Raw genomic sequence first — 26,252 nt, 5'->3', positions numbered from 1 at the left:
AAAACGTTCGATGCCATGTGTCCCGAAACCGGACCCTTGGACGACGCGAGGTCAACCCTTGTTCAAGAGAGCGAGGTTGGCGTTGACGACGGTGGGATCGGCCATGCCGGCCTTCGCTTCGAGCAGCAGCGCCTTGGCCTTCTTGCGATTGCCGCGCAGCAGTTGCGAATAGCCCATGTTGTTGACGATCTGCGGCTTGCGGCCGGCGACTTTCAAAAGCTGGCCGTAGGCACGGTCGGCGAAGTCGAAGCGGCCGAGTTCATCATAGGAAGCAGCGAGCCCCATCCAGGCCTCCGCATTGTCGGCCTTCAACTCGACGGCCTTGCGGAAGTGCTTTTCGGCGAGGCCGTAATTGGCGTCGCGAAACTGCGCCTTGCCTTGCGCCAGATCGGAGGTGTCGATGTCCTTTGCCGCCGGTTGGATGGCGGTGGTCTTGGTGGTGTCGACGCCGCCCGTTGTACAGCCAGACATCATCAAGACGGCCGAAATCGCGGCCATTGCCGTGAAGTTACTGTGACGCATGCCCCTGCCTCATCGCCCGATTTGCCGGGTCGTTCTTCAGGAAACACATTATATCAGCGACGCTTAAACTTTGGTGCCGAAACGTCACCAAAATTTGGTTTCGGGCACACCAGCCATTAACCACCAGGCCACGCTGCTTCAGTCGCAGCCAGCGGCGTCCTCACGGCTCCAGGGCTTTGAGCCCCGCAGGAGCCGTATACCGGCTGCCATCATAGCGCAGCCGGTAGGTTTGGCTCACGGACTTGCCGGGATGGGACTGGCACTCGCCATCCTTGTCGGGCAACGGATTGTCAGTATCCATTTGCTCGACCACCGTTATGTCGTGGTAGCCATGATGTTTGGCCGGGCTCATCGCCAGGCTAACCCGACTAGTATGAAAGTATCCGGCGCAATTGGTATCGCCCTCGCCGCCATTGCCGCCCACGACCAGGCCATCGAGCACCATCCTCAGGGAATCGCCATCGACGGCATAGAGCCGCAGGTCGGTTTCACTGAAGGGATTAGGCAGCGAATTGTTCGCCATTTCGATGCGCAGGCCAAAGGCAGTAACATCGGGCGCCAGCGCATAGCGGCCGGTATCAAGTTCGACCTTGCGGATGGCGATGGCATCATCATTCATCAGCCCGGGCTGGAGCAAGCGCTGGCGCACCTGCCGGCTCTTCCTGTCGACAATCAAAAGCTCGATATCGCCGGCATGCGCGTAGTCGCTGGGTTGGGACCCCTCCATCAGCGGCACTGCGACCAACAGCAGGTCGTCATGGGCGGGCCAGATCTTGCAAACCAGCCCCGGCGGATCGCCATACGCGAATGTCAGGGCGATGCTGGTGTGGGGTTCGAGCGTGAACGAGGTGCCGTCGGCGCTCTTTCGAGCCTTGGGGTAGGCCTGCTGCAGCAGGGCGGCGGCATCGCCGCAATCGTCGGCCACAGCCCAGGCGGGCGACAGGCTGGCCGCGGCAAGGCCGAGGAAGAAGGTGCGCAACAGCATGGACTTTTCACCTGCAAGGCCGCGTTCGGTCAGAACAATGGTTTGTCAGTCCCATTGTTAGGACTCTTGTGGGGCGCTCGCTAGAGCCGGACGATTTCAGGTCGAATCGAAGCCTCACACTTTTCGGCATCATGCTAGTGCGCCGTCATTTTGACGATGACTGGAATGGCCGCGATCATCAGCACTACCGGCAGGATGCACACAACCACCGGCACCGACATCTTGGCCGGCAGAGCGTGCGCCTTTTCCTCGGCCAACGACATACGCTTGTGGCGCATGTCGTCGGAGAAGACGCGCAGCGCCCCCGACAGGCTGGTGCCGAGTTCCTTGGACTGCTGCAGCAGCGTGGCGAAGGAACGCACCTCGTCCAGGCTGAGGCGGTCGGCGAGCGCCTTCAGCGCATCGTCAAGGCTGCGCCCTGCCCTCAGCTCCAACGACACCAGCTGCAGGTTCTGGCTGAGCGCGGGATAGGTCTTGGCAAGTTCCTTGGAGACGCGCTCTATGCCGGCCTCCATGCTCATTCCGGCATCCGAGCAGACAATCATCAAGTCCATGAAATCGGGAAAGCCGTTGCGGTACTCACGCCTGCGTTCCCGCACTTTCTGGCTCAGCACCAGGCCGGGCAGGAAATAGCCGGCCGCTCCCGACAGGATGACGAAGGTCCAGCGGCTGGCCATCGTCGCGTCCGGGCTGGCCATCCACCGGTTGAGCACAAACACACCGATTGCCGTGCCGATCATCGCGCTGAACCGGATCAGGAAGAACGTGCCGACAGCACGCGGCTCCATGTAGCCCGCCTGGATGAGCTTCATGCGCAGCCGGGCGACATTTTCCGGATCGCTCCTGGCGTAGAATTCTTGCGCCCGCTTCACCGCCTTCTCGCGCACGACGCCGGTATTCTTCTTCTGCACCGGCTCTGGTTTGGCGGCCACGGGACCGTTGTCGACCCTGAGCCGGCGCATGACCTCGTTGCGGTCGCCCTTCGCCATGACAACAGGCCAGGCAACAGCGGCAGCACCCGCCGCCAGCAGCAGGATGGCCACCGGCATCAACGAGGTCGGTGCAAGCGAGGCGAGGAATTCGATGAAGCCCTGCATGTCAGAACTTGAAATTCGACATCTTGAACATCATCAGATTGCCCAGCATCAGCCAGGTGATAGACCCACCGAGCAGGTACCAGGTTTTCGCCTCGCCCCAGACGTCGCTGTAGAAGCCCGGCATCAGCGCCATGATGGCGGTGAACAGCAACGCCGGCACCGCCGTCAGTATGTAGGCCGACATCCGGCCTTCTGTCGCAATTGCGCGCACCTTGCGGCGCAGTTTGCCGCGCTCGCGGATCGTCGTCGCCAGGCCGTCAAGGATCTCGCGCAGATTGCCGCCCGAACTGGTCTGGATCGAGACAGCGGTGACGAACAGCGGCAGATCCTCCTGGCCGACCCGGTCGAACAGCGAGTTCAACGCCGAAACCAGATCGGAGCCATAGGTCACCTCGTCGGCGATGACGCCGAACTCGGTGCCGATCGGGTCGGGCATCTCGCGCGCCACCATGGCGATCGCCACCGGCACCGGATGGCCGGCCTTCAGGCCACGCGTGATCAGTTCCAGCGCCTCCGGCAATTGCATGCCGAACCGCTTCACCCGGCGCTTGCGCTTGAAGCGCAGCGTGATCACCGGCAGCACCGGCACAAGCACCACAAACAGCACAAGCCCCATCAGCTGCGGCAAGCCGTACCAGATGGCGACCAGGGTCATCGCCATCGCCACGCCGCAGGTGATCATCAGGAATTTCGACAGCGGCATGATCATGCCCGACTGGGTTCGCAAAGCGCGGAACCGATCCAGCGAAAACAGCGGCGTGCCTGCATCGAGGCCGCGTTCCTTGCGCAGTTGGACAAGCACCTGCTCCTGGCTGATCTTGCTTTCCTGCAGTTTCATGCGCCGGTTGATGGCGGTGCGTTTGTCGCTGCGACCGGCATAAAGCAGGTAGCAGGCCTCGGCGATCAGGATGCCGGTCAGCGCGGCCGCGGCATAAACGACATAGATCGCGCTCATTCCACCGAACACTTGGCTACTCCTGCGGCCGGCCGGGTTCGAAATATCGTCCAGGAAACTCGATGCCCATAGCGCGCAGATCCTCAAGGAAGCGCGGCCGGATGCCGGTCGCCTCGTAGTGCCCCAGAATCCTGCCGTCGGCCTCCATGCCGGTGCGCACGAAGCGGAAGATCTCCTGCATCTGGATGACATCTCCTTCCATGCCGGTCACCTCGGCGACACTGGTCACCTTGCGCTTGCCGTCGGACAGGCGCGTCAGCTGAACGATCAGGTCGAGCGCGCTGGCGATCTGGCTGCGGATCGACTGTACCGTCATCGGCATGCCGGTCATGCCAAGCATCTGCTCGAGCCGCGAAATGGCGTCGCGAGGCGTGTTGGCATGAATGGTCGCCATCGACCCTTCGTGGCCGGTGTTCATCGCCTGCAGCATGTCGAAAGCCTCCTCGCCGCGGCACTCGCCGAGAATGACGCGGTCGGGGCGCATGCGCAGTGCGTTCTTGACCAGGTCGCGCTGCTTCAGCTCGCCATGGCCTTCGATGTTGGCCGGCCGCGTCTCCATGCGCGCGACATGCGGCTGCTGCAGCTGGAGTTCGGCCGCGTCCTCGATGGTGATCAGCCGCTCATCTTCCGGAATGAAGGCCGACAGCGCATTGAGCATGGTCGTCTTGCCGGTGCCGGTACCGCCCGAAATGATCGTCGTCTTGCGGGCATGCACGGCCGCCGCCAGCACTTCGGCCATGTTCTGGGTGATGGCGCCGAATTCGACCAGTTTGTGCAGGCCGAGCTTGTTCTTGGAAAACTTGCGGATCGACACCAGCGGCCCATCGACCGCAACCGGGCGGATGGCCGCGTTGAAGCGCGAGCCGTCCAGCATGCGGGCATCGACCATCGGCTGCGATTCGTCTACGCGGCGACCGACCGCGGCGACGATCTTGTTGACGATGCGCAGGAGATGCGCCTCGTCCTTGAACGGAATGTGGACCGGCTGCAGCTTGCCCTTCTTTTCGACAAAGCAGTTCATGTGGCCGTTGATCAGGATGTCGTTGATGTCGGGGTCCTTGAGCAGCGGCTCGAGCGGACCGAGGCCGACCATCTCGTCGACGATGTCGTCGACCAGCGCGTCAAGCTCGACGGTGTTGATCGCCATCCGCTCCTGCTTGGTCTTTTCCGACACGAAATCATGCACTTGCCGGCGCATCTCTTCCTTCGGCAAACGCTCCAGCGCGACAAGATTGATCTCTTCGAGCAGCAGCCTGTGGATACGCACGCGCGCATCGAGCACCTTGTTGGCATTCTTTGCCGGCGCAGTGTCCGGCTTTGCCGGCAAAGCCTTTCGGCTGGTCGGAATGACGACGGCATGATGGGCGACCGGCGTCGTCTCAGGCGCGCGCTGCTGCGGACGCGCATCTCGGTTCTGCAGGGCGGAGAAGCGGCTGGTCATCCGGCTTTCCTCTTCAGCAATCCACGGCCCATACCAAACAGCGAGCGCGATTTCGCGCGGGTTGGGACCGCTTCTTCCGGCAGGATGATCTTCTTCAGGTCGTTGATGACATTGGCGTTCGGATCGATCTCGTGCAGCGGCACGCCGCGATCGACCGCTTCGCGCACCAGCCGGTAGTTGTTGGCGATGCCGCCGACGAAATGCTCGCCGAGAATTTCCTGGACGTCCGCCTGCTTGATGCCGTTGTCGAACATCTTCTGTTCGAAACGGTTGACGATAACGTTCGGCTTCACTTCCTTGCCGGCAGTCTCGTAGACCGCCTGGATCAGCCGCTGCGTGTGGCGCAGGCACGGCACCGTCATTTCCGCGACGATGTAGAGCTTGTTGGAACCGAGCAGCACGGTTTCCGTCCATGGAAACCAGGTGCGTGGCATGTCGATGACGACATTGTCGAAATAGGCCGAAACGAGGTCCAGCATGCGCACCACGACATCAGTCTTGAACGAGCGCATCTCTGCTGGATGCGCCGGTGCCGCCAGCACGCACAGCCCACTGGCATGCTTGGACAGCATCACGTCGAGCAGTTGCCGGTCGAGACGCTCGGGCTGGTTCTCGATCTCGGTGATGTCGAAACGCGGTTCGAGGTCGAGATATTCGGCACAGGCGCCCTGCTGGAAATTGAGATCGACGACGCAGGTCGAGGCGCCGCGCGTCACCGAGTGATGCAGCTGGAAAGCGGTCTGCAGCGCCAGCGTGGTGGTGCCGACGCCGCCCGCGGCAGGCATGAAGGTGTAGATCTGCGACTCGCTGTTTTCCTCGCGCCCGGGTCCCTGCAGTGCCCGCACGACAGAGCGCACCAGATCGGCGGTGGTGATCGGCTTGACCAGGAAATCCGCGACCTTGAGCTGCACGAGAATGCGCACCGCGGCCGCGTTGAACTCCTGGGTGACGACGACGACAGGAACCTTGTCCTCCAGCCGGCGCATGATGCGCTGCAGCGACTCGACCTCCTCCAGCCTTGCCGCATCCATGTCGACGATGATGGCGCCGAAGTCGGCTTCCTGGATCTCGCCGCGCAACTCGGTGACGTTCTTCTCCACTGTCGAGAGCTGTATGATCTCGGAGGCGGAAAACGCGGTGCGCGTGTCCTGCGCAAACGTCCTGTCGGTCGATACGAGCAGGATCTTCCTGGTCTTGATGCCGTTTGCCATTCTGTCAGCCTGTCAGGTCGATCGACCGTTGGATCAGTTGCCCGTGGGATCAATTGGTCGTGCTGGACTGCGACGCCTTGGCGCCGGCCGCCTGATCGGGTGTTACGGCCGCGGCACTGCCTCGTTGGGCCGGCACCAGGAGCCTGGTGTTCTGGACCCCGTATTTCCAGGGATCGACCATCTGCATGACGGTGTTGGCGGCCTGCGCATTTCCGGCGCCGGCCGTCGGCCCTTCGCTGCGCACATAGTCGTCGCTGGTGCAGCCAGCGGTAAAGCCGGCCAGCAGCAAGGCGACGCTCGATCCAAAGACCAGACGCATGGCTTCAATCCTTCGGCAGGTCGAGGAAATGCCCAGCCGAAGCGGCCGCTGCAGGTTGAGTGACGCGGCCGTCTGCCAGCGCCACGGTGCGACCGGTGTCGGCGCCCTTCACTTCCTCGGTGTTGTTGAGAAAATAATCGGCGTTGCTGGCCGGCTGCGTGCCATCTGTCGGCTCGACGAGCTTCTTCGACGGATCGACCGGCTTGACCAGATAGGGCGTTACGATGATGACGAGGTCGGTCTCGCGCCGCTGATAGGATTTCGACGAGAACAGCGCCCCAAGCACCGGCATCTTGCCGAGGCCGGGAATGCGCGACGTGGTGATGTCGTTCTGCGACTGCAGCAATCCGGCGATCATAAAGCTCTGGCCGTTCTTCAGGTCGACCGATGTCCTGGCACGGCGCACGATGAAACCGGGCACCGAAATGCTGCCTATGTTGTAGGAGGCAGACGCGTCGATCGAGGAGACTTCCGGCGCGATGTCCAGGCTGACCAGCCCGTCCTTCAGAACCGTCGGCGTGAAATCCAGGCTGACGCCGTACTTCTTGTAGCTGACCGAGATCTTGCCGTCGTCCTCGGAGACCGGGATCGGGAACTCGCCGCCGGCGAGGAAGCTCGCCGTCTGGCCGGACCGGGCGATCAGGTTCGGCTCGGCCAGCCGCCGCGCCAAACCGCGCTCTTCCAGCGCTTTGATGGCGATATCGATGGAGACGCCATTCGACAGCAGCTTGCCGATGATCTCGCCTGTTCCCGCGCCCTGTATCGATCCGGCCGGCAGCGTGACGTCGCGGCCACCCATGCCATAGGCGAAGTTGGCGGCGTATTTGGCGCCGAGATCCTGGCCCGCCTGGCGGTTGATTTCGACAAAGCGGACGTTGAGCTGGACCTGCTGCGACGACGAGATGTTGACCGAGTTGATCACCTCTTCAGTGCCGGAAAAGCGCGTCGCGATCTTGTTTGCCTTTTCGGCGGCGACCGCGTCATCGGCCTCGCCCGACAGCACGACCCGGCCATTGGCCGATCCGACCTTGATCCTGGCATCCGGCACGCTGGCGCGAATGGTGCTGGCCAGTTGGTCGGTGTCGAGCGTCACCTCGATGTCGACAGTGCCGACAAGCTGCTTTTTCTCATCGAACAGGGCAATGCCGGTGGTGCCGAGATTGTTGCCGAGCACATAGAAGGATTTGTCGGTCAGCGGATTGACGTTGGCGATCTCCGGATCGCCGATGACGATCTGGTAGAAGGCGGCACTGGTCATGATCGTCTTCGGCTTGCCCTTGGCGACCTTGATTGACGCATTCTTGGTCGACGACACATAGACGATCTCGTTGTCAGCCCTCGCCGAGGCGCCGAAGGCCAGCATCGCGGCAGCAGCCAGCGAAGACGCGACAGCCGCCGCACGCAAAACGCGCAACCGCCCCATGACCCGATATGTGAACAGCCCGAACATTGTCCCGTCCCTCACCCAGTCCCCACTGGCTTATTTCTGGTCCCGCGAAGGAACCTGGTATTCCTCGGCCTTTGTGCCGCGCGTTACGATGACCGTCTTGAACTTCGGCTTCTCCGGCTCTTTCACCACGGCATCGAACAGCGAGCCGGCAGCGGCCTGCACGTTCGAGGCGGCCGATCCACCGAACGAAGAGATGGTGGTGACGCCGCCCTTGCCGTCGCCGCCTTCGCTGGCCGAGCGCAGCGACAGCGACAGCGTACCGACAGTGCGGGCCAGCGCCACTTTCTGCGCGCCGTCGGTCGTCACCTCGATGGTCACCGAATTGGAAATCTGCGGCGTCGTCTGGCGCTCGTCGGCACCTTGCCCGACGCTCAGCACCTTGGCATCGGCAACGACAATCTCGGAGGTGACCGTCGATCCGGCCGCACCCTGTGCATTCTTGGCCACTTCCTGAATTTCGCCGGCATCGCGCGTCAGCACGACATCAACGCGGTCGCCCGGTGTGACGAAGCCGCCGACACCTGCTATCTCGTCGGTGCGGATGGTGACCGCCCGCATTCCGGGCGTCATCATGTTGGAGAGTGTCGCGCGGCCGTTCGGACCGGACAGCTTGGTCAGCAGTACCGGTTCGTTGACCTCGATCGGCGACAGCACCACGCGGCTGCCATCGGCAAGCAACGCATTGATGGTGGTGAAGGCGCCCTGCGGCACGGCCTCTTGCGACCACGGGATTTCGCTGAGCTGCGCGCGGTCGAGCGCCATGCCGTAGCGCAATGGGGCATTCGCCACCACGATGGTCTTGAACTCGACCTTCGGCACGACAGCTGCCGGAATAGACGACGTCTTCTCTTCGGAATCGGCCTTGGCCTGGCTTTTGACCCAGAAATCCGCGGCAAAGATCGAGATCGCCCCGAAAACGGCGGCGATGCCGATCATCGATATGGCCTTGCCCCTCACGCCGAAACCCCTGATGCCCGCAGTTTCTTGTTTTGTTGGGCTTAACCCTAGGCGGCATTGTTAAAGAATCAGGAATCCTGCACCGCGGTATCGGACCTATTTCCGCCGGCTTGGTTATCGAATGGTTTTGGAGTAAGAGGGGCCATATCCCCGAACGGAACAGGAACCTCGGTCGCTTGGCGCTGAAAAGCGTGGCAGTATCGCGAGGTGATTCGCAGCATCGGACTCTATGGCAGGCATGGACGATCTTTTCGGCAATGACGACAACAAGCCGCAGCCGGTTCGCGCGCCAGCGCGCCCTGCGGATCCACTGGTGGTGCAAGCCACCAAGCGTCCTGCCTCGACCAAGGACGGCAGCGAGGGCTATAGCGCCGCCGACATCGAGGTGCTGGAAGGGCTGGAGCCGGTGCGCCGACGGCCAGGCATGTATATCGGCGGCACCGACGACAAGGCGATGCACCATCTGTTCGCCGAGGTCATCGACAATTCGATGGACGAAGCGGTGGCCGGCCATGCCACCTTCATCGATGTCGAGCTCTCGGCCGATGGCTATCTCGCCGTGACCGACAATGGCCGCGGCATCCCGATCGATCCGCACCCGAAGTTCAAGAAGCCGGCGCTTGAAGTGATCATGACGACGCTGCATTCGGGCGGCAAGTTCGACTCCAAGGTTTACGAGACATCAGGCGGCCTGCATGGCGTCGGCGTGTCCGTGGTCAACGCGCTGTCGGACCATCTCGAGGTCGAGGTCGCGCGGGGACGGCAACTCTATCGGCAAAAATTCTCGCGCGGCGTTCCCGTGACCGGGCTGGAACAGTTGGGCGAGGTCCACAACCGGCGCGGCACAAAGATCCGCTTCCACCCCGACGAGCAGATTTTCGGCAAGGGCGCGGCGTTCGAACCGGCGCGGCTCTACCGCATGACGCGCTCGAAAGCCTATCTGTTCGGTGGTGTCGAGATCCGCTGGACCTGCGATCCGTCGCTGATCAAGGAAAAGGACCAGACACCGGCCAAGGCGGAATTCCATTTTCCCGGCGGCCTGAAGGACTATCTCAAGGCATCGCTCGGCGACGACTTCCAGGTGACGCGCGAAATCTTCGCCGGCAAGAGCGAGAAACAAGGCGGCCATGGGTCGCTGGAATGGGCGGTGACCTGGTTCGGCGGCGACGGCTTCATCAATTCCTACTGCAACACCATCCCGACCGGCGAAGGCGGCACACACGAGGCCGGCTTCCGCAACGTGCTGACGCGGGGCCTGCGCGCCTATGCCGATCTCGTCGGCAACAAGCGCGCCTCGATCGTCACCTCGGAAGACGTCATGATCTCGGCGGCGGGCATGCTGTCGGTGTTCATCCGCGAGCCGGAATTCGTCGGCCAGACCAAGGACAGGCTGGCGACGATCGAGGCGATCCGCATCGTCGAGACCGCGATCCGCGACCCGTTCGACCATTGGCTGGCCGACAATCCGCAGGAAGCCTCGAAGCTGCTCGAATGGGTGATCGCACGCGCCGACGAGCGCGTGCGCCGGCGCCAGGAAAAGGAAGTGTCGCGCAAGAGCGCGGTGCGCAAATTGCGGCTGCCGGGCAAGCTCGCCGACTGTACGCAGAATGCCGCGGCCGGCGCTGAACTGTTCATCGTCGAAGGCGACTCGGCCGGCGGCTCGGCCAAGCAGGCGCGCGATCGCGCCAGCCAAGCGGTGTTGCCATTGCGCGGAAAAATCCTCAACGTTGCCAGCGCCGGCAACGACAAGCTTGCCGGCAACCAGCAGATCTCGGACCTGATCCAGGCGCTCGGCTGCGGCACGCGGTCGAAATACCGCGACGAGGATTTGCGCTACGATCGCGTGATCATCATGACCGACGCCGACGTCGACGGCGCCCACATCGCCTCGCTGCTGATCACCTTCTTCTACCAGGAGATGCCGGCACTGGTGCGTGGTGGCCACCTCTATCTGGCGGTACCGCCGCTTTACTCGATCAGGCAAGGCGGCAAGGTCGCCTATGCCCGGGATGACGCGCACAAGGACGAGCTTATGCGCACCGAATTTACCGGGCGCGGCAAGGTCGAGCTTGGCCGCTTCAAGGGTCTGGGCGAGATGATGGCGGCCCAACTCAAGGAAACCACCATGGATCCGAGGAAGCGCACGCTGCTTCGGATCGATGTGATCGACGCCGAGGCGGCGACCAAGGACGCCGTCGATGCATTGATGGGCACCAAGCCGGAGGCCCGCTTCCGCTTCATCCAGGAACGCGCCGAATTCGCCGAGACGGAAGTGCTGGATATCTAGCCACCAGCCGGTCCATAACAAGGCTCCAGTTGCGGAGACGAGCATGTGACCTGGGCGCGGCTGAAAGGCTATTTCGAGACGAGTTTAGCCGGCTTGACGCAACCGACGCGTTCGGACTGGATTTTCTCGTTGCGCACTGTTTCGGCTGGCCTGATCGCTCTGCTAGCCGCCTATGCGCTGAAGCTCGACCATCCGCAATGGGCCATGATGACGGTGTTCATCGTCGCCCAGCCGGTTGCCGGCATGGTACTGGCGAAGGGCTTCTACCGGCTGCTCGGCACGCTGGTCGGCGGCATCGCCGCGATCGGCATCACCACCGTTTGCGGCACCAACCCCTGGGTGCTGGTAACGGTGCTTGCCGTCTGGATCGGCATCTGCACCTTCGTCTCGTCGCTGCTGCGCAATCCGGAAGCCTATGGCGCCGCCCTCGCGGGCTACACCGCAATGATCATCGGCCTGCCCGCTTTCGGACAGCCGCATCTCGTCGTCGACCTCGCGGTCGCGCGCTGTGCCGAGATCGTGCTTGGCATTGTCTGCGCCGGCCTGACCAGCCGCCTGATCCTGCCAAAACTGGCCAGCGACGCCATCGTCTCGCGCCTGAAACGCTGCATCCTTGATCTTGCCACCTATGCCGGCGGTGCGTTCTCCGGCGGCGACCCGGGAACGCTGTCCGCGCTGCACCGAAAGCTGATCACTGATGCCCAGACGCTCGGCGAGACGCGCGCCTATGCCAGGCTCGAAGCGCCAAGCTTCGCGCCGCGCGCCCATCCAGTCCGGCGCACCATCGGACAGCTGCTCTCCGCGCTCTCGGCGGCACGCGCGCTGCATTCGCACGCCGCCCCGAAGAATGCGGCGCTCATTCCGGTGCGCTCGGAATTACAATCGCTGGTCAGCGAGCTGGCGACCAAGCCCGGCGCGCTGGACGATACGGCGCTGTGGGTGGCTCGGCTCGATGCGATTGCCGGAAACGCCCGGCAAATGCCCGATACCTCGACCGACCAGGGCAACGACAGGATCGGCACTATCACCCGCCTGACCATCGCCGCCGATTTCGCCGATGCGCTCAAGCAGGTGCTGCGCGGCCTCGACGCCCTGCGCGCGCCTGCCACACGTCCGGCCCGGGGCAGCAGGCAGCCTGCGCTGGTGGTGCATCGCGATTACGCCGGCGCATCGCGTAACGCCTTGCGTGCTGCCCTTGCCACGCTGCTGGTCGCGGCCTTCTGGCTGACGACGAAATGGTCGGAAGCGGCCGGTACGGTCATTCTCGTTGCTGTCGTATCGAGCCTGTTTGCTGCTCGCCCCGACCCTGTGCAGGTCGCCTGGGGTTTCTTCAAGGGAACGCTTCTGGCGCTGCCGTTTGCCTTTCTCGTCGGCCAGATCGCATTGCCTGCCCTGCCCGGCTTCGGCTGGTTCATGCTGTTTGTCGTGCCCATCCTTGTACCGACGGCGCTGGCCATGGCCAATCCACGCTATGTCGGCGTGGCGACGGCCTTCGCCATCAACTTCCTTGCCTTCCTGAGCCCGCACCAGGCGATGACCTACGATCCCGGACCCTTCTTCGCCGGTTCGGCGTCGATCCTGGTCGGCATCCTGCTGGCGATCGGTGTCTTCATCGTCGTGCTGCCCGCCGATCCGTGGCTCGCGGCCAACCGCATCGTGCGCGCCATGCGCGAGGATCTGGCGCGGCTTTGCCTGCATGAGCGCGTGCCGAGACGTTCGGCCTTCGAGAGCCTCGCCTACGACCGCATCAACCAGCTGATGCCGCTGGTGCAGAATGCCGGTCAGAAGGGCGATGCGGTTCTGGGCGGCGGAGTCGCCGCCGTCACCGTCGGCCTGGAGGTCCTTCGGCTGCGCGATGCAAGCCAAAGCCATGCCATTCCATCCGAGACCGCGCTTTCGATCGCCAACTTCCTGAGGGGACTGGCGCGCGAACTGCTTTTCCGCGCCCCCAGCGATCCGCAGACCTCGACCGTCGCCGTCGCCCGGCAGTACGCAGCGAACATCGCCGAGCGAAACGGCACCAGCGAATTGCTGCAGATCGCGGCATCGCTGCGCATCATCGCCGCCGCGATGGAGGATTTCCCCGACTTTTTCGCGAGGGATAAAGGTTAAGCTGCCGCTATCGCCAGCGCGTGGCCTCGCGCGTTCTCGCGCAGCGCATCGAGATGGATCGACTTGATCAAGGCGGCAAGATCGCCTTCGGCGGATTGCCCACCCACTTCCTTGAGCATCAGCCAGCTGACCTCCTGCACACCGGCGATGCGCTTGCCGTTGGCAACCTCGCGCCAGATCTTCAGCGCACGCAGGATGATGGCATGGGTGACTGCGGCGAGTCCGGCGCTGCGGAACAGCGCCTGCAAGGCCACGTCGTGCCCACCGGCCAGCAGCGCCCTTACCCTTTGTTCGGACTGCTGGCTGAGCGCGACCAGCGCCGAGCCGAAGAAATCCACCTTGCCATGCGCGATGGTGCGGATCAGAAAGCTCGCGGTAAGGTCGCCACGCAGCCTGAGATGCTCGATCAGGGCCGCATGTTCTTCCTGGCGCGTGCCTTCGATCAGCGTCACGGAAGCCTTAACGCAGGCGTCGCGCATGACGCGGTCGGCTCGCGCCGCGCCCATCATCGCCATCACCAGTGGCGACGTTTTCAACATTTCGCCAAGCTTGACGAGCAGCATATGCCGGCAGTCGGCCGGCAGCCTGATATCCGATATCAGCGCCTCGCGCACCAACGGCAGGTGCCCATGCCGTTCGGCCATGCGGCGGAAGCTGAGCGAGGCGATGTCGGCGCCGCTGTTGGCGAGCAGCACGGCGCAGGCGTCCGCCTCGCCGATCTCGGCGATGGCCGCCGACAGCGCCATCGAGACGAGTGGCCGGTCGGCGATCAATTTCTGTGTCGCCTTCGGACTTGAAGCCACGCGGTTGATCAGGTCGGCGTCGGTGAGCAGCGGCGAGCGCGCCAACACCACGCCGGCGACTTCCGGCTGGTCGGAGGCCAGCACGCTGATGATCTGCATTGGCGCGTGGTGGCTCATCGACAGCGCCTCGGCCATCGCCAGCCGCACCTTCGACGAGGCATCGTCGAGCAACAGCGTCAGCGCCGCCTCGGCGGCGCAACGGTCCTCGAAAGGCAATTCGGAATTGATATAGGCCCGGGCCAGAGCGCTCGCCGCCGCGGCGCGCTCCGACACCCTGGCCGTGTAGATCCATTTCAGGAAATGCGAAACAACAACCATGCCCGCCTGCTTACGCCCCTTGTCAGAAGCTTCTGACCCCACTGACGACCGTAGGCAGAATTGGTTTACGAACCGTTCACCATGTTCATTAACTGGCTTGCGAGGCTGATTTGCAGCGCCTATCACCGTCAAGCACCTGAGGAGAAAGAAATGGCCGGGCTTTATCTCCAAGAGTTCGTTGTCGGCCATGTCTTCCAGCACACGCTGCGCAAGACCATTACCGAAAGCGACAACATGCTGTTTTCGGTAATGACGCTGAACCCGCAGCCGCTGCACATCGACTTCGATTTCGCCGCCAAGAGCGAATGGGGCAAGCCGCTGGTCAACTCGCTGTTCACGCTCGGCCTGATGATCGGCATTTCGGTCAATGACATCACAGTCGGCACTACGGTCGCCAATCTCGGCATGAAGGAGACCGTGTTTCCGCATCCGGTCTTCCATGGCGACACCATTCGCGTTGAGACGACAGTCATCTCGGTGCGCGAGTCCAGGTCGAAACCCGATCGCGGCATCGTCGAATTCGAGCATCGCGCCTACAACCAGCATGGCGATCTCGTCGCCAAATGCACCAGGCAAGCGATGATGCTGAAGAAGGCGATCTGACGCATGCGTTCGCTGCTGTTCATCCCTGGCGATTCCCAGAGGAAACTGGAAAAGGGTTTTGGTGTCGGCGCCGACGTGGTCATCGTCGACCTCGAGGATTCCGTGGCACCGCACAACAAGGCGCTGGCACGCGAGGTGGCGGCGCGCTTCATCCTGGAACGCAGGGCGCAAACCGGTTCAGCCATCTATGTCAGGGTCAACGACCTGTCGACCGCGCTGACGGACGACGATCTCGCCGCACTGGTTCCAGCGAAACCCGACGGCATCATGCTGCCCAAGTCGAACAGCGGCCAGGATGTGCAGCACCTGTCGGCAAAGCTCAGGGTGCGCGAGGCCGAAAACGGCTTGGCCGACGGCGCGATCAAGATCCTGCCGATCATCACAGAAACGCCGGCAGGCGTGCTGGCGGCTGCGACCTATGCCGGGACAAGCGCGCGGCTTGCCGGCCTCACCTGGGGCGCTGAAGACCTGTCGGCGGCGATCGGCGCGCGCAGCGCCCGCGACGAGCATGGCCGCTACACGGACGTGTTCCGTCACGCTCGCACCATGACCATACTTGCCGCCGGTGCGGCGGAGGTCGAGGCGATCGACACCGTCTTCCCGAATTTTCGCGACATGGCGGCCTTCGAAGCGGAATGCACCGAGGCCGAGCGCGATGGCTTCACCGGCAAGATGGCGATCCACCCCGATCAGGTGCCGGTCATCAACGCCGCCTTCACGCCGTCGGTCGACGCCGTGAGACAATCGGCGGCAATCGTTGCCGCGTTCGCGGCAGCGGGAAGTCCCGGCGTCGTCAGCATCGACGGCAGGATGTTCGACCGCCCGCACCTGCGGCTAGCCGAGCGGCTGCTGGCGCGGGCAAAGGCGGCAGGTGTTTCCGCCTGAGCGCCTGCTACCAGACCAATGGGATCAGGCGGTAACGGACCCGGGCCACATAGTCGTCATAGCCGCGCAGGCCGGTGCGAAGCGTCTTCTCTTCAATGAAGGTGCGGATGGCCAGGAGAACGACGATCACGAGTACCGACGCCAGCCCCCACCAGGAACCAAGCAGAAGTGCCGTGCCGGCGAAGAAGAGGATGGCGCCGGCGTACATCGGATGGCGGACGTAGCTGTAAGGCCCCGTGGAGATCACATGTTGTCCGCGTTCATCCTGGATCCTCACCACCGGCGCCGCGAAACTGTTCTCCAGCATCGTCAGATAGCAGATCCAGATTCCGAGCAGCAGGACGAGCGCGCCGACCACCTGCACCCAGACGGGAACCACGGACCAGCCGAAACGGACGTCGAACCCCATGAATATCTGCGAACCAAAGATGGCGAACAGTAGTATGGACAGCAGGACCTTGTCGGCCGTGTCCTGATTCTTCTGGATGGGAGAACTCAGCCGCTCATTCATCAGGCCGGGATCGCGCCTTGCCAGCGCCACGCCCAAGGTGAGACTGAGCCCCACCATCCCCACCAGATAGACCCAGGCCCCCGGCCAGTGCAGCGTGCCGCCGACAGGAAGAGCAAGGCGCCCATGGCGCCAAACCAGACGAATGTTTGAAGGACCAATTTCGCGATCATGATCGGCCTTTCATGATATCCGCTCACTTGCGCTGGCAATTTTAGACCATCGGTCTACCATACCGACCGACGGTCTGTAATTCAAGCGAGCTGTGCAGAAGGTTCATCATGCCCCGTGTCATCAAGCATCCAGAGTTCAGGCGAGAAGAACTTCTGGACCATGCCCAGACGCTTTTTCTGACGCAGGGCTATGACAAAGCGAGCCTCAACGACGTGATTGCGTCCGCCGGCGTCTCCAAGGGCGCCTTCTATCACTACTTCCCCTCCAAGGAGGCTCTTCTGGAAGCCTTGGCCGATCGCTTTGCAAGACAGGCACTGGCTGGCGTGCAAGACATAATCGACGATCCGGGCCTAGACCCGCTTGACCGCCTGAATGGCCTGCTCAGCCAGTCGCGGCGGGCCAAGATCGAGACCGCGCCGGAAGCTTGGACTCTTTTCGAGACGATGTTTCGGCCTGAGAATCTGGTGCTTTTCCACCGTATCAATCTGGCCGCCAGCGCGTCGTTTTCACCTCTGCTGGTCAAGATCATCAGGCAAGGGATCGAAGACACCACTTTCAGGACCTTCGATCCGGAAGGTGTCGCCGACATCGTCATGCAGTTCGGCATGGCCACGCATGACGTCGTTGCCAAGGCAATTGCCGGGGGCAGCGACGCCGACATGGAGATCGCGATCGAGGCCCTGGAGAAACGCGTCAGGCTCTACGAGATCGCTCTCGACCGCATACTGGGCCTGCCCGATGGAAGCATCCGGATCGGCGAGCCCGGCTATGTGCGCACCGTCATGACGGCCAGGCGGCGAAAGAGTGCCGGCAAGGCGCTGGCCAAGCCTGATATCTAGTCCTTGTCCCAGCGCGGCCGGCGCATCGAAAACACCTGGTCGACGCTGGCATAGTCCATATAGCCGAGACGAGCGACATTGCCGGCCTTGGTGATGTCGAACAGGCCGTCTGTCAGGAAGGCGTCGTCGATGTGCACGCCGACCACCTCACCGGCAACAATCACAGCGCTTGTCGGCGATCCGTCCAGCGCCTTTGGCCGAAAAACTTCCGTCACCCGGCATTCGAGCGCAGCCGGCGCTGCCGCCACGCGCGGCGGCGCGACGAGGCGCGACGGCGCCATGGCGAGATCGGCATAGGCGAACTCATTGACGCCGCGCGGTGCGTTGACCGATGTGCGGTTCATCTTGTCGGCAAGATCGCGGCTGACCAGATTGGCGACGAACTCACCGGTCTCCTGCGCGAAAGAGGCGCTGTCCTTCTCGCCCTCGGAGGAGAACCAGACAATGAACGGCCGTGTCGAAACGGCATTGAAGAAGGAGTATGGAGCAAGGTTGATCTCACCGGCTCCGTTCAGCGTCGAAATCCAGCCGATCGGACGCGGCGCCACGATCGCCTTCGATGGATCGTGCGGCAGGCCGTGGCCCTTTGAGGGTTCGTAGAACATTCAGCCCGCCCACCGCCCCGAATAGTCGCCGTAAAGCTTTGCCGGATCGGGCCGCGGCCGCTCCGGCGCCGGGCCGGCATAGGAGCCGATATGGATGAAGCCGACGACGCGCTCCTGCGGCGCCAGCCCCAGCAGCGCCCTGCCCTCCGGTACATCCGAATACCAGTTGCTGATCATGTTGGTGCCATAGCCCAGCGCATTCGCTGCTATCATCAGGTTCATCGCCGCCATGCCGCCCGACAGGAACATTTCCCATTGCGGGATTTTTGGATTCTCCCGGGGGACAGATACGACGCCGATCACCAGCGGCGCGCGTGAGAACCGCGCCAGTTCCTGATTGCGGCGGCCTTCCGGCAATGGGCCCTCCCGCTGCTCTGCAAGCGCTGCCAGTTGCCTGCCGATCTCGACGCGGGCGTCGCCACGGTAGACGATGAAGCGCCAGGGCTCCAATCGGCCATGGTCGGGCACCCGCGAGGCAGCAGTGATCATCGTCGCGATCTCCGCATCGCTCGGCGCCGGCTGCTTCAGATCGGGGATCGGAGCGGAGTTTCGGGTCAGCAGGAAATCGATGATCGGCGACGCCATGGGCGCAAGTCTCCTGAACATTCTGTTTTGAGCTGAAGCGCACCATCGGGAATTCGGCGGCTCGGGCATTGGCGCGGGATACGCCGGACGGAAGAGAGTCGTATCGATCGGACTCTTAAGCCTTGAAATTGCCACCGCCATGGGCTTCAACGCAAGGCATGTTTGAGGGGACTGTCCGTCTTTTCCTGATCTGGCTCGGTGCCCTGCTGTTGATGGCGCCGGTTTCGTTCGCCATGGCGCAGAACGTCGACGGTGTCAGCGACCTGAAGCTTCCGGGAATTTCGAGCTACGCGACGCCGAAAGGCGAGACGTCACTGGCACTAAGCGGCGGCGGCGCCATCACGCTGTCCGCCCAGTTGACCGACAAGGGTTCCGACATCACGCGCGGCATCGTCTGGCGGGTCTTCAAGCCCGAAGCCGTCAACGGCAAATTGCCGATGGTCGCCTCCTCCCATGGCGGCACCGCCGTCTTCCAGCTCGAGCCTGGCAGCTATCTGGTTCACGCCTCCTACGGCCGGGCCGGCGCCACCAAGCGCATCACTGTCGGCAAGGACGCCAAGCGCGAAAGCCTCGTGCTCGACGCCGGTGGCCTCAAGCTCGACGCCGTGCTGTCCGGCGGCGTGCGCATTCCACCGAAGAAGCTGCGCTTTTCGATTTACGAGGGCACCGCCGAGGCCAATGGCGACCGCGCGCTGATCATTCCCGATGTCGAGCCTAACAGCGTCGTGCGGCTCAACGCCGGCATCTACCATGTCGTCTCGACCTATGGCGCGGTCAACGCGGTCATCCGCTCCGACATCCGTGTCGAGGCCGGCAAGCTGACCGAAGCGACCGTCGAGCACCACGCCGCCGAGATCACGATGAAGCTGGTGCGCGAAACCGGCGGCGAGGCGATCGCCGATACCTCCTGGTCGCTGCTCAATGAGTCCGGCGATCCGATCAAGGAAACTGTCGGCGCCTTCGCCTCTATGGTGCTGGCCGAGGGCGACTACACCATCATCGCCAAGAACCGCGACCGCATCTACCAGAAGGATTTTACGGTCGTGGCCGGGCAGAACCAGGAAATCGAGGTTCTGGCCACCGAGGCCGCGGCGATGGATCCCGAAGAAGGTGCTGATTAGACCAGACTGCAGTTCGCAATCCCTACCAGAGGAATCAGGTGTCTGCTTCATCCTCTGAACCGCCGTAGAGCACACGCAGGATGACCACGGTGTCACCGTTGACCCGGAAAACGATAAATACGCGGCGTTCAAAACCGACGATGCGGACGCCGGGGCCAACAGCGTCGCGCACGGTCCCGCGCTCCGGGAAGGTGGACAGCGCCATACACGCGGCCTCTATGCGGTTGACATAGTCGCCGGCACGCCGATTCCCGCTGTCGTTTTCGATGTAATTGTAGATGGCGAAGAGGTCGGCTTGAGCCGCTGGCCTGAAGACGACCTTATGCGTCACGCTTAGAGGCCTTCATGCGGTCCGCATGATGGGCGCGCAACGCTTTGAAGACGTCTTCTGCCGGGATGTCCGGACGCGGGTCGTCAAGGGCTTCCTGGACCTTGGCGTGCATAACAGCGGTGATGATCTGCTCCTCGCGATCGAGGGCGCGTAGCGCCGCGCGCATGACTTCGCTGGCGGAATCGTAGGCGCCCGAGGCCAGACGTGCGTCGACGCTGCTCTGCTGGCGGCCGAGGGTCACGGTGATTGGTTTGCTGGTTCTCATGGCAAGTTCGTTTCTTGCCTCCTTATAGCACCGCAACGTTACAGTGTCATACTATTTTCTGAACGGACGGTCGAGTCTCGGCCCCTCGTGAGCCGGACGTTTGTTGCCTCAAGCAGCCAGCTTGGTCCGCGCCGGCAGGAACGGAATCCGGCGGCGCCTCACGACTGGCGCAAGGTCGAACACGCCGCGATAAAGGCGGTCGAGCAACGCCTTGCGGTCGCGCAATGGCTCCAGTTCGCTCCAGCTCAGCATCTTGCCGACACGCACGTCGATCGCCTTGCCGGACAACCGCGCGAATTCGTGGATGAGCAGCGACGTGCGCAATGTCACCGAGGCCTTGCCGATGAATTTCGCCACCCGGCCGTCGCTCTCAGCCATGTTCATCGGGCCGCTGACCAGATGGAACAGCCTGCCGTTCTGCCCGGAAAAATGCATCGGGATGACCGACGCTTTGGCCTCCTGGACGAGACGGGCCGCAAACATCTTCCACGGCAGGTCGCGCGCCCGGCCAAAACCTTTTGGCGCGGTGGCGACACCGCCGGCCGGAAACACCACGATGGTGACGCCCTCCTTCAGCAGCCGCACCGCTTCATGGCGCACGGCCATGTTGTTCTTCAGCGCGTCCTTGGTCTCGGAAAAGTCGATCGGCAGCGAGTAGGGCTCCATCTCGCGGATCTTGAGCAGGTCCTTGTGGATCATCACCCGGAACGGCCGTCCGAGCTGCTCGGCCAGCGACAGCACGGCAATGCCGTCACCGATGCCGAACGGATGATTGGCGACGATCACCAGCGGCGTATCAGGCAATTGCGCTGGCGGCCACTGATCTGCCGTCCGCACGCGGACGTCGATCAGGTCGAGCATGCGGCTGAACACACGCTCGCCGGTCGGCACGACCTGACGGCGCCAAAAATCGTAAAGCGCGGTGTAGCGGTCGCGGCCCGACAGGCCTTCGATCGAATGGATGAACCAGCGCGTCAGCGCCGGCTGGCGCGGATTGGCATAGGAAAGCTCGGGAAAGGGTCGTTCGCGCGATTTCAGCTTGAGCATAGGGGTTCGTTACAAGGTCGGCGTGACAAGGATATGAAAATGGCGGTGGATCGCTCCACCGCCATTTGGCCGAAAAACTATGCCGATCAGGCAGCGCGTTTGCGCCTGCGGTCGGGCGTGACGGCTTCTTCGGCCAATTGCGCGATCGCCTGGTCAAGGCCAAGCGATTCCTGGTCGCGTGAGCCCAGCCGGCGCATGTTGACCGTCTGCTCTTCCGCCTCGCGCTTGCCGCAGACGAGGATGACCGGAACCTTGGCCAGCGAGTGTTCGCGGACCTTGTAGTTGATCTTCTCGTTGCGCAAATCCGCTTCCGCCAACAGCCCGGCGGCCTTCAGCTTTGCCACCACTTCGGTCGCATAGCCGTCGGCATCCGAGGTGATCGTCGCCACCACCACCTGCAGCGGCGCGAACCACAGCGGGAAATGGCCGGAATAGTTCTCGATCAGGATGCCGAGGAAGCGCTCCATCGAACCGCAGATGGCGCGGTGCACCATCACAGGCTGCTTCTTCTCGGAATCGGAGCCGATATAGAAGGCGCCGAACCGTTCCGGCAGGTTGAAGTCGACCTGCGTCGTGCCGCACTGCCATTCGCGGCCGATAGCATCCTTGAGCACATATTCGAATTTCGGTCCGTAGAAGGCGCCCTCGCCCGGATTGATCGAGGTCTTGATGCGATTGCCGGATCGTGTCCTGATCGTCTCCAGCACGCTCCCCATGATCGCCTCGGCATGATCCCAGGCTTCGTCGGTGCCGACGCGTTTGTCGGGCCGCGTCGAAAGCTTGACGCTGATTTCGTCAAAACCGAAATCGGCATAGGTCGACAGGATCAAATCGTTGATGCGCAGGCACTCCGCAGCCAGCTGCTCCTCGGTGCAGAAGATGTGCGCATCGTCCTGCGTGAAGCCGCGCACACGCATCAGCCCGTGCAGCGCGCCCGACGGCTCGTAGCGATGCACATTGCCGAATTCCGCAAGCTTCACGGGTAGATCGCGATAGGACTTCAACCCATGCTTGAAAATCTGCACATGGCCCGGACAGTTCATCGGCTTCAACGCGAAGACCCGGTCGTCATCGGTGTCGTCGCCGGCGACCGTCACCTTGAACATGGCGTCGCGATACCAGCCCCAATGGCCTGACGTCTCCCACAGGCTCTTGTCGAGCACCTGCGGCGCGTTGACCTCCTGATAGCCCTGCTCATCGAGGCGGCGGCGCATGTAGTTGACCAAGTTCTGGAACATCTTCCAGCCCTTGGCATGCCAGAAGACGACGCCCGGTCCCTCTTCCTGGAAATGGAACAGGTCCATCTCGCGGCCGATCTTCCTATGGTCGCGCTTCTCGGCCTCCTCCAGCATCATCTGGTAGGCTTCGAGCTGCGCCTGGTCGGCCCAGGCCGTGCCGTAGATGCGGGTCAGCATCGGGTTGTTCGAATCCCCGCGCCAATAGGCGCCGGCCACCTTCATGAGTTTGAAGGCATTGCCGATCTGCCCGGTCGAGGCCATGTGCGGGCCACGGCAGAGGTCGAACCAGTCGCCCTGCGCATAGATCTTGAGATTCTGATCCTCAGGAATGGCGTCGATCAGCTCCAGCTTGTAGCGCTCGCCCTTGTCGGCAAAGACTTTTTTCGCCCTGTCGCGCGACCAGACTTCCCTGGTGAACGGCTTGTTGCGCGCGATGATCTCGCGCATCTTCTTCTCGATCACCGGAAAATCGTCAGGCGTGAACGGCTCGTTACGGGCGAAGTCGTAGTAGAACCCGTTCTCGATCACCGGCCCGATGGTCACCTGCGTTCCCGGCCACAATTCCTGCACGGCTTCCGCCAGCACATGGGCCGCGTCGTGGCGGATCAGCTCCAGCGCGCGCGGGTCGTCGCGGGTGACGATCTCGACCTTGCCGGACTTGCCGAGCGGATCGCTGAGATCGCGAACGGTGCCGTCGATCGCATAGGCGACCGCCTTCTTGGCCAGCGATTTCGAGATCGATTCGGCGAGGCCAGCACCGGTCATCGCCGCGTCGTATTCGCGGACGGAGCCATCGGGAAATGTCAGGGAAACGGAATTCAGCATATATATCTCCTATCCAGTCCCGCAAACGAGCGCGGGTGGTTGAAATGCATGTCGCCCAAAAGTGTATGGCGGTTTTGGGTTACGATATGCATAGGGAAAAGCCGGATGCGTCCGGCAGCGGCTGTCTTTTATGGACAGATTCCGCCTCCGTAAAGCCCGGCTCAAATGTCAGCGTTCATTTGATGAGGAGCGGCAGGTCCTTCAGGAACGCGGCGCGGGTCTTGAGGCCCTTGGGCATGTCGGTGCGGTTGGTCTCGACGACAAGCCGCGCAAAGACGATCTGGCGGCCATCCTTTTGCGCCCAGCCGACGAACCAGCCGAGCGAACGCTTGTCCTGAACCTTGTCGACGTCGTTGCGCAGCCTGGTGCTTCCGGTCTTGCCTTGCACCGTCCAGCCTCCGGCCTGGAAGGTCGGGATGATGGCTGATGTCATGTCGTAAGCCCTGGCCGAGACAGGCAGCTTGCGGGCCAGCAGCTTGCGCAGGAATTCGACCTGCTCGACCGGCGTGATCTTGAGCGAGGAATTCACCCAGGACTTGGTCAAACCATCATTCTTGCCGGGATTGCCGGAAACATCGGCGTTGCCGTAGTCGAATTTCGAGACATAACCGGCAAAACTCCCAGACCCAAGCCGGCGGGTGATTTCCCGGGAAAACCACAGGATCGAATCCCGCTCCCAGACCACCGGATCGACGGTCTTCTGATCCCGCTTCACCGCGTTGAATTCAGGCTTGTAATCCCAGCTCGGCGTGTGCTCGTCGCTCAGGATCCCGCTGTCATAGCCGATCAGCGACAACGGCACCTTGAACGTCGAAGCCGGGCTGAACCGCTCGTCGCACACCCCGTCCTCGTAGAGCGCCTTGCCGCTCGCCGCATCGGCGATCACCGTGCACTGCACGTCCCCCAGCGGCGCCGATTGCGCGCGCAGCGGAAATCCCAGCAGCCAGGCGAGCAGGAACAGTATCCCGGCAAAGATGAAGGGAAGACGGTCGAAATTGCGCATTTTCTGCTCGCTCCAGAAGGGGGTTCGGGAGCGGCTTAGCGAGGTCTCTTGTCTCGATTTTGTCTCAAATGCGCAGTCTTTGTGCAGGCTGTTGTTAACCCTACCGGATCGTAAACGGGCAGAGCCGGCGGGACCTGACTGACGCGATCACCCCTGCGCTTCGCCGCGCTTGCTGCCGATCCGCCAGTACCGCCATGGCGTGAACCAGACATAACGATCCTCCAGCACCTCCGGCACGAGGTCTATGCCATGCGTGCCGAATGGCCCGCAGCGCAGCATCCGGAAAAATCCCATCCAACCGCCCGCCCACAGGCCATGGCGGGCGATCGCCTCATGGGCATATTCCGAACAGGTCGGCAGATGCCGGCAGGAATTGCCGACAAAGCCCGACAATGTCAGCTGGTAGAGGCGCACGAGCGACGTGCCGAGGAGACGGCCCGGCGTCTTGCGCCATGGACCGGGCCAGTTACGGCCGCGTTTCGGCGGCCGGGCGATATGCGCATGCCCATGCTGGTCGCGCACCACAGTCTCCGTTTCGCGTTTCCCACGCGATAGATGTGGGCTTCTACTGGAGAACGCAATCCCCGCGCCCTGCATGGCCCCACCGTCACGGACGGAAACGACGAAACGGCTGCCAGTCAGCCGAAGCCACCCACCGGCCACGACTGGTCGGCTCTTCGTAACGCTTTTCATGCTGTCTTCTGTCACGCCATTGAAACGTTGCGATCCGCATGACATCGCCAAAGATGCTCAGCAACTGGATCATGGTCGGTCTCCTTTGATGCGATTAGACGGCCGCTGGCCTTCGCCTTCAAACGAGTATAATTTCCACTTCGGATAATCCTGGGTTATGCGAAATGAAGCGTGGGCGCCTGCCGCTGACGGCATTGAGGAGCTTCGAGGCGGCGGGCCGGCATCTGAGCTTCAGCCGGGCCGCCGAGGAGCTTTTCGTCTCACAGGCGGCGATCAGCCGGCAGATCCGGGAACTCGAAATCTTCCTGCGCCAACCCTTATTCGAACGTCACCATCGCCGTGTCGAACTGACCGACACCGGACGGCGTCTGCTGGATCAGCTTGTCAGAAGTTTCGACGCTATCGATACCTTGCTTGGAGAACTGGTGGCGACACCGGCGCAGTCCGTGGTCCGTGTCAGTGTCGAGCCGTCGCTTGCATCCGTGTGGCTGGTGCCACGGCTCAACCGGTTTCGCCAATTGCGGCCTGACATCGACATCTCGCTCGAGGTCGATCCAAGGCTGATCGAGTTCCGCAGCGATCAGCCGGAGCTTGCCTTGCGCTTCAGCGCACATGCCACCGCGTGGCCGCGCAGCGAAGCCGAGCAACTTGCTTCGACAGTCGACTCACCTGTTCTGTCGCCGGCGCTGCTTGCCTCGGGCCCCGCCCTCGAGAAGCCGATCGATCTTGGTCGCTACACGCTTTTGCACGAGGAGAACCGCCAGGGCTGGGCGCGCTGGTTCGAAGCGGCCGGCGTGCCCGCCGACGCCGTGCCGGCGCGCGGGCCGATGCTGGCGGATGCGTCGCTTTCAAAGCAGGCCGCCTTGCTCGGACATGGCGTTGCACTGGGCGATCTCTTGCAGATCGGCGGAGAAGTCGCGTCCGGCGCGCTGGTCAAGCCGTTCGACATCGACGTCGCATCCGGCGCCTATTGGCTGGTGGCCAGAAGCTTGCGCGATCTGTCGGAGCCGGCCGCCGCGTTCGCGGACTGGGTACGCGGCGAATTTGCCGAAAGCAGACGTGCATTGTAAACG

Annotated in this window: 26 protein-coding genes and 1 pseudogene; 7 read left to right on the top strand and 20 right to left on the bottom strand. The window is 62.8% G+C overall.

What is annotated here, in order from left to right:
• Positions 1–51: 51 nt before the first annotated feature.
• The 9 genes from NKH06_RS06035 to cpaB form a co-directional block, all read right to left on the bottom strand.
• Positions 52–522: a hypothetical protein gene (locus NKH06_RS06035; protein ID WP_023810509.1), complete on the bottom strand. Its 471-nt coding sequence runs from the start codon at positions 520–522 to the stop codon at positions 52–54.
• A 160-nt stretch (positions 523–682) separates the two neighbouring features.
• On the bottom strand, positions 683–1,507 hold the full coding sequence (locus tag NKH06_RS06030; protein ID WP_352892509.1) for a PA3715 family protein: 825 nt from the start codon (positions 1,505–1,507) through the stop codon (positions 683–685).
• Between the two features lie 134 nt (positions 1,508–1,641).
• Positions 1,642–2,604, bottom strand: coding sequence for a type II secretion system F family protein (locus NKH06_RS06025; RefSeq protein ID WP_127322803.1), 963 nt, complete (start codon positions 2,602–2,604; stop codon positions 1,642–1,644).
• A 1-nt stretch (position 2,605) separates the two neighbouring features.
• Positions 2,606–3,571, bottom strand: a complete 966-nt coding sequence (locus NKH06_RS06020) for a type II secretion system F family protein (protein WP_352892506.1) — start codon at positions 3,569–3,571, stop codon at positions 2,606–2,608.
• Between the two features lie 4 nt (positions 3,572–3,575).
• The gene (locus tag NKH06_RS06015; protein WP_023810505.1) at positions 3,576–5,000 is read right to left on the bottom strand and encodes a TadA family conjugal transfer-associated ATPase; all 1,425 of its coding nucleotides are present in this window, start codon (positions 4,998–5,000) and stop codon (positions 3,576–3,578) included.
• Positions 4,997–6,211 (bottom strand): CpaE/TadZ family protein, encoded by a 1,215-nt coding sequence (locus tag NKH06_RS06010; protein ID WP_127297210.1) that lies wholly within the window; start codon positions 6,209–6,211, stop codon positions 4,997–4,999. Before NKH06_RS06010 ends, NKH06_RS06015 begins: the two co-directional genes overlap by 4 nt.
• Positions 6,212–6,260: 49 nt before the next feature.
• Positions 6,261–6,530 carry a hypothetical protein gene (locus NKH06_RS06005; RefSeq protein WP_128303365.1) on the bottom strand — a complete coding sequence of 90 codons (270 nt, stop codon included), beginning with the start codon at positions 6,528–6,530 and terminating at the stop codon, positions 6,261–6,263.
• Between the two features lie 4 nt (positions 6,531–6,534).
• Positions 6,535–7,953: a type II and III secretion system protein family protein gene (locus NKH06_RS06000; RefSeq protein WP_502897886.1), complete on the bottom strand. Its 1,419-nt coding sequence runs from the start codon at positions 7,951–7,953 to the stop codon at positions 6,535–6,537.
• A gap of 57 nt (positions 7,954–8,010) precedes the next feature.
• The gene (gene cpaB, locus NKH06_RS05995; protein ID WP_352673700.1) at positions 8,011–8,937 is read right to left on the bottom strand and encodes a Flp pilus assembly protein CpaB; all 927 of its coding nucleotides are present in this window, start codon (positions 8,935–8,937) and stop codon (positions 8,011–8,013) included.
• Between the two features lie 229 nt (positions 8,938–9,166).
• Between cpaB and parE the strand changes: the two genes are divergently transcribed.
• Both parE and NKH06_RS05985 read left to right on the top strand, forming a co-directional pair.
• Entirely contained in the window at positions 9,167–11,224 is a 2,058-nt protein-coding gene (gene parE / locus NKH06_RS05990; protein WP_023810500.1) for a DNA topoisomerase IV subunit B, read from the top strand.
• Positions 11,225–11,269: 45 nt separating this feature from the next.
• The gene (locus NKH06_RS05985) at positions 11,270–13,336 is read left to right on the top strand and encodes an FUSC family protein (RefSeq protein WP_352796817.1); all 2,067 of its coding nucleotides are present in this window, start codon (positions 11,270–11,272) and stop codon (positions 13,334–13,336) included.
• Here the strand turns inward: NKH06_RS05985 and NKH06_RS05980 are convergent.
• A complete protein-coding gene (locus NKH06_RS05980) occupies positions 13,333–14,457 on the bottom strand; it encodes a DUF2336 domain-containing protein (RefSeq protein WP_352440240.1) in 1,125 nt (374 codons plus the stop codon). The genes NKH06_RS05985 and NKH06_RS05980 overlap by 4 nt on opposite strands.
• Positions 14,458–14,607: 150 nt before the next feature.
• Between NKH06_RS05980 and NKH06_RS05975 the strand changes: the two genes are divergently transcribed.
• A complete protein-coding gene (locus tag NKH06_RS05975) occupies positions 14,608–15,060 on the top strand; it encodes a MaoC family dehydratase (protein ID WP_352440239.1) in 453 nt (150 codons plus the stop codon).
• 3 nt (positions 15,061–15,063) lie between these two features.
• On the top strand, positions 15,064–15,945 hold the full coding sequence (locus NKH06_RS05970) for an HpcH/HpaI aldolase/citrate lyase family protein (RefSeq protein WP_128303364.1): 882 nt from the start codon (positions 15,064–15,066) through the stop codon (positions 15,943–15,945).
• A 7-nt stretch (positions 15,946–15,952) separates the two neighbouring features.
• On the opposite strand, the pseudogene NKH06_RS05965 reads toward NKH06_RS05970, so the two are convergent.
• Positions 15,953–16,626 (bottom strand): annotated as a pseudogene (locus tag NKH06_RS05965) (methyltransferase family protein).
• A gap of 108 nt (positions 16,627–16,734) precedes the next feature.
• Between NKH06_RS05965 and NKH06_RS05960 the strand changes: the two are divergent.
• The gene (locus tag NKH06_RS05960; RefSeq protein WP_352440237.1) at positions 16,735–17,466 is read left to right on the top strand and encodes a TetR/AcrR family transcriptional regulator; all 732 of its coding nucleotides are present in this window, start codon (positions 16,735–16,737) and stop codon (positions 17,464–17,466) included.
• On the opposite strand, the gene NKH06_RS05955 is transcribed toward NKH06_RS05960, so the two are convergent.
• Positions 17,463–18,071: a flavin reductase family protein gene (locus NKH06_RS05955; RefSeq protein WP_352440236.1), complete on the bottom strand. Its 609-nt coding sequence runs from the start codon at positions 18,069–18,071 to the stop codon at positions 17,463–17,465. The genes NKH06_RS05960 and NKH06_RS05955 overlap by 4 nt on opposite strands.
• Positions 18,072–18,656 (bottom strand): nitroreductase family protein, encoded by a 585-nt coding sequence (locus NKH06_RS05950; RefSeq protein WP_352440235.1) that lies wholly within the window; start codon positions 18,654–18,656, stop codon positions 18,072–18,074.
• Between the two features lie 158 nt (positions 18,657–18,814).
• On the opposite strand from NKH06_RS05950, the gene NKH06_RS05945 reads away from it, so the two are divergent.
• Positions 18,815–19,777: an RgsD C-terminal domain-containing protein gene (locus NKH06_RS05945; RefSeq protein WP_027036844.1), complete on the top strand. Its 963-nt coding sequence runs from the start codon at positions 18,815–18,817 to the stop codon at positions 19,775–19,777.
• Between the two features lie 34 nt (positions 19,778–19,811).
• Here NKH06_RS05945 and NKH06_RS05940 read toward each other — a convergent pair whose 3' ends face one another.
• The 7 genes from NKH06_RS05940 to NKH06_RS05910 all read right to left on the bottom strand — a co-directional run bounded on the left by NKH06_RS05940 (position 19,812) and on the right by NKH06_RS05910 (position 25,252).
• Entirely contained in the window at positions 19,812–20,108 is a 297-nt protein-coding gene (locus NKH06_RS05940) for a type II toxin-antitoxin system RelE/ParE family toxin (protein ID WP_352892502.1), read from the bottom strand.
• Positions 20,098–20,373, bottom strand: coding sequence for a type II toxin-antitoxin system ParD family antitoxin (locus tag NKH06_RS05935; RefSeq protein WP_023810489.1), 276 nt, complete (start codon positions 20,371–20,373; stop codon positions 20,098–20,100). The genes NKH06_RS05940 and NKH06_RS05935 overlap by 11 nt, the downstream gene beginning before the upstream one ends.
• A gap of 108 nt (positions 20,374–20,481) precedes the next feature.
• Positions 20,482–21,420: a lysophospholipid acyltransferase family protein gene (locus tag NKH06_RS05930; protein WP_128303360.1), complete on the bottom strand. Its 939-nt coding sequence runs from the start codon at positions 21,418–21,420 to the stop codon at positions 20,482–20,484.
• Positions 21,421–21,506: 86 nt separating this feature from the next.
• Positions 21,507–23,483 carry a threonine--tRNA ligase gene (gene thrS / locus NKH06_RS05925; RefSeq protein WP_352720254.1) on the bottom strand — a complete coding sequence of 659 codons (1,977 nt, stop codon included), beginning with the start codon at positions 23,481–23,483 and terminating at the stop codon, positions 21,507–21,509.
• 175 nt (positions 23,484–23,658) lie between these two features.
• Entirely contained in the window at positions 23,659–24,486 is an 828-nt protein-coding gene (gene blaOXA, locus NKH06_RS05920; protein WP_352892501.1) for a class D beta-lactamase, read from the bottom strand.
• A 147-nt stretch (positions 24,487–24,633) separates the two neighbouring features.
• Positions 24,634–25,008, bottom strand: a complete 375-nt coding sequence (gene yidD, locus NKH06_RS05915; RefSeq protein WP_023810485.1) for a membrane protein insertion efficiency factor YidD — start codon at positions 25,006–25,008, stop codon at positions 24,634–24,636.
• A gap of 85 nt (positions 25,009–25,093) precedes the next feature.
• Positions 25,094–25,252: a hypothetical protein gene (locus tag NKH06_RS05910; protein ID WP_081734812.1), complete on the bottom strand. Its 159-nt coding sequence runs from the start codon at positions 25,250–25,252 to the stop codon at positions 25,094–25,096.
• A 91-nt stretch (positions 25,253–25,343) separates the two neighbouring features.
• Here NKH06_RS05910 and NKH06_RS05905 point away from each other — a divergent pair, with 91 nt between their 5' ends.
• On the top strand, positions 25,344–26,249 hold the full coding sequence (locus NKH06_RS05905) for a LysR substrate-binding domain-containing protein (protein WP_023810484.1): 906 nt from the start codon (positions 25,344–25,346) through the stop codon (positions 26,247–26,249).
• Positions 26,250–26,252: the final 3 nt, after the last annotated feature.

Source organism: Mesorhizobium sp. M1342 (assembly GCF_040317955.1).
Classification (GTDB): Bacteria; Pseudomonadota; Alphaproteobacteria; order Rhizobiales; family Rhizobiaceae; genus Mesorhizobium.
Note: the sequence above shows the minus strand (reverse complement) of the source record. Positions and strands in the feature narration are given on the sequence as shown.

Coding starts and splice junctions, on each gene's coding strand:
- NKH06_RS05905 (WP_023810484.1), top strand. CDS start 25,344: ATGAAGCGTGGGCGCCTGCCGCTGACGGCATTGAGGAGCTTCGAGGCG.
- blaOXA (WP_352892501.1), bottom strand. CDS start 24,486: ATGCGCAATTTCGACCGTCTTCCCTTCATCTTTGCCGGGATACTGTTC.
- NKH06_RS05930 (WP_128303360.1), bottom strand. CDS start 21,420: ATGCTCAAGCTGAAATCGCGCGAACGACCCTTTCCCGAGCTTTCCTAT.
- NKH06_RS06025 (WP_127322803.1), bottom strand. CDS start 2,604: ATGCAGGGCTTCATCGAATTCCTCGCCTCGCTTGCACCGACCTCGTTG.
- NKH06_RS05910 (WP_081734812.1), bottom strand. CDS start 25,252: ATGATCCAGTTGCTGAGCATCTTTGGCGATGTCATGCGGATCGCAACG.
- parE (WP_023810500.1), top strand. CDS start 9,167: ATGGCAGGCATGGACGATCTTTTCGGCAATGACGACAACAAGCCGCAG.
- NKH06_RS05970 (WP_128303364.1), top strand. CDS start 15,064: ATGCGTTCGCTGCTGTTCATCCCTGGCGATTCCCAGAGGAAACTGGAA.
- NKH06_RS05960 (WP_352440237.1), top strand. CDS start 16,735: ATGCCCCGTGTCATCAAGCATCCAGAGTTCAGGCGAGAAGAACTTCTG.
- thrS (WP_352720254.1), bottom strand. CDS start 23,483: ATGCTGAATTCCGTTTCCCTGACATTTCCCGATGGCTCCGTCCGCGAA.
- NKH06_RS05945 (WP_027036844.1), top strand. CDS start 18,815: ATGTTTGAGGGGACTGTCCGTCTTTTCCTGATCTGGCTCGGTGCCCTG.
- NKH06_RS06030 (WP_352892509.1), bottom strand. CDS start 1,507: ATGCTGTTGCGCACCTTCTTCCTCGGCCTTGCCGCGGCCAGCCTGTCG.
- NKH06_RS05935 (WP_023810489.1), bottom strand. CDS start 20,373: ATGAGAACCAGCAAACCAATCACCGTGACCCTCGGCCGCCAGCAGAGC.
- NKH06_RS05975 (WP_352440239.1), top strand. CDS start 14,608: ATGGCCGGGCTTTATCTCCAAGAGTTCGTTGTCGGCCATGTCTTCCAG.
- NKH06_RS06005 (WP_128303365.1), bottom strand. CDS start 6,530: ATGCGTCTGGTCTTTGGATCGAGCGTCGCCTTGCTGCTGGCCGGCTTT.
- NKH06_RS06015 (WP_023810505.1), bottom strand. CDS start 5,000: ATGACCAGCCGCTTCTCCGCCCTGCAGAACCGAGATGCGCGTCCGCAG.
- NKH06_RS05980 (WP_352440240.1), bottom strand. CDS start 14,457: ATGGTTGTTGTTTCGCATTTCCTGAAATGGATCTACACGGCCAGGGTG.
- NKH06_RS06010 (WP_127297210.1), bottom strand. CDS start 6,211: ATGGCAAACGGCATCAAGACCAGGAAGATCCTGCTCGTATCGACCGAC.
- NKH06_RS06000 (WP_502897886.1), bottom strand. CDS start 7,953: ATGGGGCGGTTGCGCGTTTTGCGTGCGGCGGCTGTCGCGTCTTCGCTG.
- NKH06_RS06035 (WP_023810509.1), bottom strand. CDS start 522: ATGCGTCACAGTAACTTCACGGCAATGGCCGCGATTTCGGCCGTCTTG.
- NKH06_RS05950 (WP_352440235.1), bottom strand. CDS start 18,656: ATGGCGTCGCCGATCATCGATTTCCTGCTGACCCGAAACTCCGCTCCG.
- NKH06_RS05955 (WP_352440236.1), bottom strand. CDS start 18,071: ATGTTCTACGAACCCTCAAAGGGCCACGGCCTGCCGCACGATCCATCG.